At 68.4% G+C, this 7,838-nt stretch carries 5 protein-coding genes and 1 pseudogene; 4 read left to right on the top strand and 2 right to left on the bottom strand.

The genetic code is table 11. The features are described from left to right. Together MFF42_RS19885 and MFF42_RS19890 are read right to left on the bottom strand one after the other, a co-directional pair. Positions 1-2,617 (bottom strand): annotated as a pseudogene (locus tag MFF42_RS19885) (malectin domain-containing carbohydrate-binding protein); the annotation flags it as partial. Between the two features lie 223 nt (positions 2,618-2,840). Next, a complete protein-coding gene (locus MFF42_RS19890) occupies positions 2,841-3,032 on the bottom strand; it encodes a hypothetical protein (RefSeq protein ID WP_238257303.1) in 192 nt (63 codons plus the stop codon). Between the two features lie 432 nt (positions 3,033-3,464). Here MFF42_RS19890 and MFF42_RS19895 point away from each other — a divergent pair, with 432 nt between their 5' ends. From MFF42_RS19895 to MFF42_RS19910, 4 genes are all read left to right on the top strand, one after another. Continuing rightward, on the top strand, positions 3,465-3,734 hold the full coding sequence (locus MFF42_RS19895) for a hypothetical protein (RefSeq protein WP_238257304.1): 270 nt from the start codon (positions 3,465-3,467) through the stop codon (positions 3,732-3,734). A gap of 254 nt (positions 3,735-3,988) precedes the next feature. Beyond that, the gene (locus MFF42_RS19900) at positions 3,989-6,340 is read left to right on the top strand and encodes a TonB-dependent siderophore receptor (RefSeq protein ID WP_238257305.1); all 2,352 of its coding nucleotides are present in this window, start codon (positions 3,989-3,991) and stop codon (positions 6,338-6,340) included. Between the two features lie 10 nt (positions 6,341-6,350). Then, positions 6,351-6,653, top strand: coding sequence for an iron transporter (locus tag MFF42_RS19905; protein WP_238257306.1), 303 nt, complete (start codon positions 6,351-6,353; stop codon positions 6,651-6,653). After that, positions 6,650-7,838 (top strand): PepSY-associated TM helix domain-containing protein (locus tag MFF42_RS19910; protein ID WP_238257307.1); only part of this gene is annotated, 1,189 nt, incomplete at its 3' end. The genes MFF42_RS19905 and MFF42_RS19910, both read left to right, overlap by 4 nt.

Genomic DNA, 7,838 nt, shown 5'->3' on the forward strand with positions numbered 1-7,838 from the left:
TGGTGAAGGCCGATTGCACGCCGTTGCCGCCGGTGCCGTCGATGAAGGTGGCGCCGCCGGTGAAGTACTGGTCGGCCGAGAAGCTGATCCCGTCCTGAGTCAGCGCCCCGCCGCCGGCATTGATCGCCGTCACGACCGGGTTGGTCGTGCCCGATTTCGCCGTCGTCGTGATGGTGATCCCGTCGAAATCCGCCGTGAACGGCGCGCCGTCGTTGGAGGTGGCGAGCAGGCCGACCGCCATGCCGCTCGCCTTGCCGCCGACGGTGTAGTCGCCCTGGATCGCCTTCAGCAGCGCGCTGCCGCTCGGCACGCTCAGGGAGGTGCCGGCGGTGAACGCGCTGTTCGCGTCGGTGGCCGAGGAGACCGCGCCGGTGCCGAAGCGCCAATAGGGCGTCACCGTGTTGGTCTCGAGGTTGACCGCGAGGCGCAGCTGCACCCAGCTCGCGTTGGCCGCGCTCAGGAGCGCGTTGTTGGTGACCGAGGCGGTCTGGGCGACGCCGAGATTCTCCATCGAGGTCTCGAAGATCGCGCTGGTGTACTTGCCGGACGCGTTCTCGCCGCGCCCGCCCAGCACCAGCTTGATGAAGTTGTCCTGGTCGCCGGTGCCGATCTGCAGGCCCGCCGAGGGGAAGCCGCCGTCGCTCGTGGCGTTCGGGATCCAGTTCGCCATCGTCATGGTGACGTTGGCGGTGGCGACGCTGTCGTCGAAGGTGACGCCGGCCTGGAGCGCGTCCTTGAGGGTGTTGTTGCCCTCCGTGAAGTCGCCCTCCTGCACGTTCTTCAACTGGATGACGCCGCCCGCGCCGCCGGCGATGATGTTGGAGGAGGTGTAGAGGCCGCCGTCGAGGAACGGGTCGAGCCCGTTGATCATCCCGCCGGTGAGCCCGCTGCCGCCGAAGGTGCCGGGGATCGAGCCGGATTCGAAGTTGAACACCACCGTCTCAGCCCCCGAGATCACGTCGGTGCCCGCGGTGCCGTTGTCGGGGTCGAGGGCGAAGGGGTCGAGCGTGTTGTTGATCCCGTCGCCGTCGAGATCGAGGTTCTGCGGGTTGGTCGGTCCCGGCGTCAGCACCTTGATGTTGCCGTCGGCCAGCGTCGTGACCCAGACGGTGCCGGCGAACGGCTTGCCGTCGCCCACGGCGTCGATGCCGAGCGGGGCGCCGCCGCCCATCGGCACGATCTGCTTGCCCGCCGCCACGATCTGGCCCGCGGAGCCGACGGTGGTGTCGACCCCGCCCGAGGCGTTGCGCGGGATGATGTGGAGATAGCCCGCGAGATCCGTGACCAGGATGGCGCCCTTGATGCTCGTGGTGCCGCCGCCGGCCGTCGCCCAGGTGGTCGAGGCGGTGTATTCGGCCAGCCCGTTGAGCGAGCCCTGGCCGGTATCGAGCGCCCCGTCGCTGATGCCGCCCTCGAAGAACACGCTCTGGCGCGGGTCTGCGGTGCCGGCGGGGATCACCGAGTTGAAGTCGGCGGGCAGGCCGGCGCTGCCCTGCGGCAGGAAGGTCGCCCCGGTGACGCCCGCCCCCGGCGTCACGATCCAGCCGGCCTGGCCCCCCACCGCCCGCACGAGGTTGGGGTGGCCGCCGTAATAGCCCTGCCCCGTGATCTCGTGGAGCTGGTCGTAGTTGAGCCGCTTGGTGCCGCCGTCCTGATCGGGGGTGTTGAGCGGGATCTGGTTCTGGCTCGTGACGACGTTGCCGCTGGCATCCGACGGGCGCCCGCCCCAGCCGTTGTTGGCGCCGTTGTCGTAGGTGAACATCTTGCCGTCGGAGGTCAGCAGCACGTCGTAGGCGTTGCGGTAGCCCGGCGAGTAGACCTGAACCGGGCTGCCGGCGGTGATCTTGGCCATGTTGAACCCGTCGCGGCCGCCGAAGGGGCCGCTGACGTCCGAGCCGTCCGGGTTCTCGTTGCCCGCCGTACCGTTGTTGGGCCGGGAGGGGTCGTCGAGGGTCGGCAGGTCGTAGAGGTAGGGGTTGAGGCCGTTCGGGTCCTTGACCGTCATGGCGTCGAGCGCCGTCAGATCGACCTTCAGCACGGCGGCCGAATAGGCGAATTCCGGCAGGCCGGCGAAGTTGTTGGAGGGGGCGCCGGCATTGGTGTTGCCGCCCACCGCCACGTAGAGCGTCTTGCCGTCGGGCGAGATCGCCAGGCCGTTGGCGGAGTGGTTCTCCTCCGAGCGGGGCAGGCCGCGCACGAGATCGACCTTCTTCCACGAATCGGTCGCGGAATCGAAGGTGAGGCGCGAGATGATCGAGGAGTTGGTGTCGAGATTCGTGTCCTCGCCGCCGTTGCCGGCGCCGATGCGCGGGTCGCTCGACGTGACGTAGAGGACCGGGTTGTCGGCGGTGCCGGTGACGAGGAGGCCGGTGACTTGGCGCTCTTCGAGGCCGAGGTTCAGGCTGCCGTCGTCGTTGTGGTTCGGGATGTCGAGGATCAGGTCGATCGATTCCGTGGCGGTGACGACGTAGCCGTTGCCGTTCTGGGCGACCGTGAGGGCCTTGATGCTGCCGAACCGCTCGGCGACGTAGAGGCGTCCGTCCGGCCCCCATTGCAGGGCGGAAGCCAGCCCCGAGTAACCGGCAAGCGTCGACTGGGAAAACGTCACATCGGCCATCGTCGTGCCCCTCGCATCCTGTGGGGCCGACCGTATCCGCGCCCGGTTCGGGCTTCATGCGCGCAGCGGTATTCCGCGGCGCTCTTTCGGACTAGCGCGCGCTCCGCCGAAGGGGATGCCGGTTCGGCGATCGCGCACCCGAAAGGCACGCGTCGGAGCAGGGATTCGAACAGGCTTTCGACCGCCTGGCGGCCGGACGCGGCTCAGCCGGGCGCGGATGGGCTCAGATGTAGTGGCGGTAGACGATGGAGCGGGGCGCTTCCTCGCCGTCGCCGTCGAGATCGACGCTCGCCGGCCGCCCGGCCGACAGACCGATCATCGAGACGAGCGCGAGCGGGATCACCTTCGGCAGGAAGCGGACGAGGTGCAGCGCCGCGGATGCGAGGCCGCGGGCGGGCCGAATCAGGATCGTCATGCGTAAGGTCTCCCTTCGCCGGCAGTCGCGCCACGATGCCTGATCGGTGATGCCGCATTGTGTCGGAAATCGGCAGGGTCCCGCGCCGGAGCGCCGCCCTGCCCGGCCGAGCGGCGGGCGATCAGGGCGCGGGGCGACGACGCCCGAAGGCCCAGGTCCCGACGGCGAGAGCCCCCACGGGGGCAAGAAGGAGAGCGATCACGGACAGCATGCTTGCCACTGGTTCGGCCTTTCTCGGCGCACGGGATCGGCTCCCGATCGTTCGGAATCGTGGAACCGTTGCACCCGCCTAACATGAAATATCGTTCGCGCCACACCCGGCATGATCACTATTTCGCAAGACGCCTCCCGGACCGGGCGTCCCGATCCGGCACAGGACGCCTGGCATCCCGTTCGCACCGGCGGTGCCGTTTCGTTCGGATCGAGTCTTCGATGTTTCCCAAACTCGTCGGATCCCTGGCGCTCCTCGCGGCCGGGGCCGTCCTCCTCCACAGCTGGGAGATGCCGCGCTGGATGATCGCGGCGCTGTGCGCGATCGGCACGGCCGCCACCGTGCTGCTCGTCGCGCCCGCCCTGGAACAGACGCTCGTTCCGGCCGCGGTGATGCCGGCCCGCGAGCGGCCGAAGGGGCCCGCGCCGGTCTTCGAAGGGATCTGGGATCCTCTCGATCACCGGCAGGTTCTGCGCGGATCGGATCTGTAGGATCCCGCCGGAACCTCCTCCGCCTGCCTCTCAGGAGACAAGATCGGCCGATGCAAGATCGCAACAGATTGCAAAAAATATCGAACAAGTAGAAGGGTTGCGCGCAAACCGGATCATCGAGTCCAGTATCTGTATTTATAACAGTTATAAAACATAGATCTTGCACGCATCATTCGGTCCTTGCGATACGCGGCACGCAGTTCGTCGTGCCCTCTTGGGTTCTCATAACCTAAGCTAAAAGCGTACCGGAAAAGATGTTCGAAGATCGTGGCGTTTCCGCTCGGCCGGCTCCGCGTGCGGGCTGGCCTTCACGCCTGTTGGCCTCGACGGTCCTGTCGGGAACGGCCCTCTGCGGCCTCGCCGGGACGGGCCAGGCCCAGGATGCGGCCGGCGCCATCGAACTGTCCGAACTGAGCGTGACCGGCGAGGGCCGCGGCGCCACGCTCGGCGGCGCGCTCTACGGCGCCGGCGGCGCCCTGGGCGCGGTGCCCGGCTACGTCGCCAGCCGCAGCACCGTCGCGACCAAGACCGACACGCCGATCCTGGAGACGGCCCAGTCGATCTCCGTCGTCGGCCGCAAGCAGATCGAGGATCAGAACGCGCTCACCATCAACCAGGCCCTGCGCTACACGCCGGGCGCCTCGGTGGAGCAGCGCGGCGGCGCCGGCTCGACCCGGCTTGAGCAGTTCTTCATCCGCGGATTTGCCGCCCCGACCTTCCTCGACGGCCTGCGCCTGCCCGGCAGCCGCGACGCCTATCCGTCGGTCGATCCCTACAATCTCGAGCGCGTCGACGTCATCAAGGGACCGTCTTCGGTCCTCTACGGGCAGGCGGGCCCGGGCGGCCTCGTCAACCTCGTGAGCAAGCTGCCGCAGTTCGTGGCCCATCGCGAAATCTTCGCTCAGGGTGGCGGCTTCAGCGAGGTGCGCGGCGGCATCGATGTCGGCGGGCCCATCGGCGACGGAACGGGTGGATTGGCCGATCAGTTCGCCTATCGCGTCGTCGCCTCGGGTCGCATGGGCGACGGGCCCGTGGATCTCACCCGGGTCGAGCGCGCCTTCATCGCACCGAGCTTCACTTGGCGTCCCGACGCCGACACCAACCTCACCGTGCTCGCCCGCTATCAGCGCGATCCGTTCTCCGGCTATTACGGCGCGGTCCCGGCCAAGGGCTCCGTATTCCCGACGAATTTCGGCATTCCCGGCGGGCGATTGGGTTACCTGCCCCCAACCTTCTATGACGGCGACCAGAGCTACGAGCGATCGGACCGCACCATCGGCTCGATCGGCTATATCTTCGATCACCGCTTCGACGACAGCGTGCGCTTCCACTCGTCCACGCGGTACCTGCACAGCGAGGGAGACTACCGCTCGGTCTATACCGCGTTCCAGGGCAACGGCCCTTCCTGGGCCGGCCGCTTCCTGTCCCGCGGCTACGGCGGCACCAAAGTCGCCATCGACGCCTACACCACTGACAACAACCTCGAGTTCCGGTTCGCCACGGGCATCTTCGATCACACCCTGCTGTTCGGCATCGATCACCAAACGATCCGCACCACCACCTACGGAACGGGCTTCCCGAACGCGCCGCAGCTCGACCTGCTCAATCCCAACAACAACCTCGGCCTGACTCCGTTGCCCTTCACCTCGTTCCAGGACATCGCCGCGAGCCAGACCGGCGCCTACGTCCAGGACCAGATCCGTTTTGACAACCTCATCCTGACGCTCGGCGGCCGCTACGACCGGGCGCGGCAGGAGGGGCCGACTTACAGCCTGCCGAGCGGCCGGCTCACCACGCTTCAGGATGCTCGCTCGGAAGCCTTCACCTACCGGGCGAGCCTGCTCTACCGCTCGGAAATCGGGCTCTCGCCCTATGTCAGCTACTCGGAAGCCTTCGAGCCTTTGGTCAGCGGCGCGATCTTCGATGGCGACCCGAACGGGCTCGGCCGCCTGCCCGATCCGCAGACGAGCCGGCAATACGAAGCCGGCGTGAAGTACCAGCCGCCCGGCACCGACATCTTGCTCACGGCCGCCGCTTTCGACATCAAGCAGCAGAACCGGCTCCAGCCCGATCCGGTCAACGGCAACCGCTTCAGCATCCAGAACGGTGAGGTCGGTGTGCAGGGCATCGAGTTCGAGGCGCGGGCCAACCTCGCCGAGGGCCTGAGGATCATCGGCGGCTTCTCGCTGCTCGATGCGCGCGTGACCCGCGACACCACGACCACGCTCAACGAACTGACCGGCGGACAGGTGTCGCTGCTGGGCAAGACACCGGTCCAGATCCCGGATGCCACCGCCTCTCTCTTCGTCGATTACCGCGTGCTGGAAGGCCCTCTGCGCGGCGTCGGAATCGGTGGCGGCGTGCGCTGGATCAGTACGCAGTGGGGCGACCCGGCCAACACCTTCCGGGTTCCGGAGGCCTACCTGCTCGATGCTGTCGCCTCCTACGATTTCGGCCAGTTCGACCCGGCCTATGCTGGTGTCGATCTTCAGCTCAACATCCAGAACCTACTGGATGAGCGGTACGTGACGAGCTGCTTCAACTACTCGGCCTGCTATTACGGTCTGCCGAGAACTGTTTTTGCAACCCTGCGCTATCGCTGGTAGGAGGCCTGGCATGGCGGCACAGGGCAGGACGACGGTGCTCGAACGGGCCTCGGTGGCCGGCCGGGTCGTGCTGGCGGCGGGCGGCGGCTACGGCGTCGCCGCGCTCGCCACCGCGCTCCTGTCGCTGACGCTGCCGATGGCGCGCTCGGAGGCGGTGGCGACGGCGACGCTCCTCAGCTTCGCCGTGATGGCCGGCATCGTCGTGCTGGTCTTCGCGACGCGCACCCTCCTGCGGGCGCTCCTCACCGTCGCCGGCACGGCCCTCGTGCTCGGCGCCCTCCTCTGGCTGGCGATGCGGGGATACGCGCCATGAAGGGAAGCTTCCGCCAGTCGATGGCGTGGCTGCACACCTGGTCCGGCCTGATCGTCGGCTGGGTGCTGTTCGCGATCTTCGTCACCGGCACCGCGAGCTACTACCGGCCGGACATTTCCCGCTGGATGCGCCCCGAATTCACCCGGGTGGAGCCGGTGGAAGCCGCCGCCCTCGGGGCCGCCGCCGAGCGGGGGGTCGCCTATCTCGGCCAGCACGCCGCCAAGGCCCGCACCTGGTTCATCGGCCTGCCGCAGGAGGACAGGCCGGTGCTCGACCTGTTCTGGCGCACCCGCCCCGGCGAGCGTCCGGGCCACGTCCTGCTCGATCCGCGGACGGGAGCCGAGTCCTCCGTCCGCGACACGCAGGGCGGCGACTTCCTCTACCGCTTCCATTTCGAGCTGCACATGCCGCCGCTCTGGGGGCGCTGGGTCGTCGGCCTCTGCGCGATGATCATGCTGGTGGCGCTGATCTCCGGCATCGTCACCCACAAGCGGATTTTTGCCGACTTCTTCACCTTCCGCCGCGACAAGGCGCCCCGGCGCTCCTGGCTCGACGCCCACAACGTCACCGGCGTGCTGGCGCTGCCGTTCCACGTGATGATCACCTATACCGGGATCGTCACCCTCGCGACCTTCTACATGCCCTGGGGCGTGACCACCGCCTACAAGGGCAACGCCCAGGCCTTCTTCACCGAGGCCGCCTGGATCACCACCCCGCGCCCGCCGGCGAACCGGCCCGCCGCGATGGCCCCGATCGGGCCGATGGTGGAGCGGGCGGTCGCGGCCCGGCCGGAGCCGCTGGAGCGGCTCACGATCGTCAACCCGGGCGACGCCAACGCCACCGTGGTCGCGGTGTTCGAGGAGCCGCACGGCCTCTCGCACGAGCATCCCCAGATCGCCTTCGACGGGGTGAGCGGCGAGATCCTCGAGGTCCGCGACGGCGGCCTCAAGCCGGCGGCCAAGACCGTCACGGTGATGACCGGCCTGCACGAGGCGCATTTCGCCGGCACCCTGCTGCGGCTCCTGTTCTTCCTGTGCGGGATCATGGGCTGCGCCATGGTCGCGACCGGCGTCGTGCTCTGGTCGCTGGCCCGCCTGCCGAAGGCGGGGGAGCGGCCCTTCTTCGGCCTGCGGCTGGTCCAGGCGCTCAATGTCGGCAGCATCGCCGGCCTGCCGGCGGCGATCG

Source organism: Methylorubrum podarium (genome assembly GCF_022179745.1).
Taxonomy (GTDB): domain Bacteria; phylum Pseudomonadota; class Alphaproteobacteria; order Rhizobiales; family Beijerinckiaceae; genus Methylobacterium; species Methylobacterium podarium.

Bases quoted from the DNA above. Each gene is read 5' to 3' on its own strand.
- MFF42_RS19890 (WP_238257303.1), bottom strand. From the start codon at position 3,032: ATGACGATCCTGATTCGGCCCGCCCGCGGCCTCGCATCCGCGGCGCTG.
- MFF42_RS19895 (WP_238257304.1), top strand. From the start codon at position 3,465: ATGTTTCCCAAACTCGTCGGATCCCTGGCGCTCCTCGCGGCCGGGGCC.
- MFF42_RS19905 (WP_238257306.1), top strand. From the start codon at position 6,351: ATGGCGGCACAGGGCAGGACGACGGTGCTCGAACGGGCCTCGGTGGCC.
- MFF42_RS19900 (WP_238257305.1), top strand. From the start codon at position 3,989: ATGTTCGAAGATCGTGGCGTTTCCGCTCGGCCGGCTCCGCGTGCGGGC.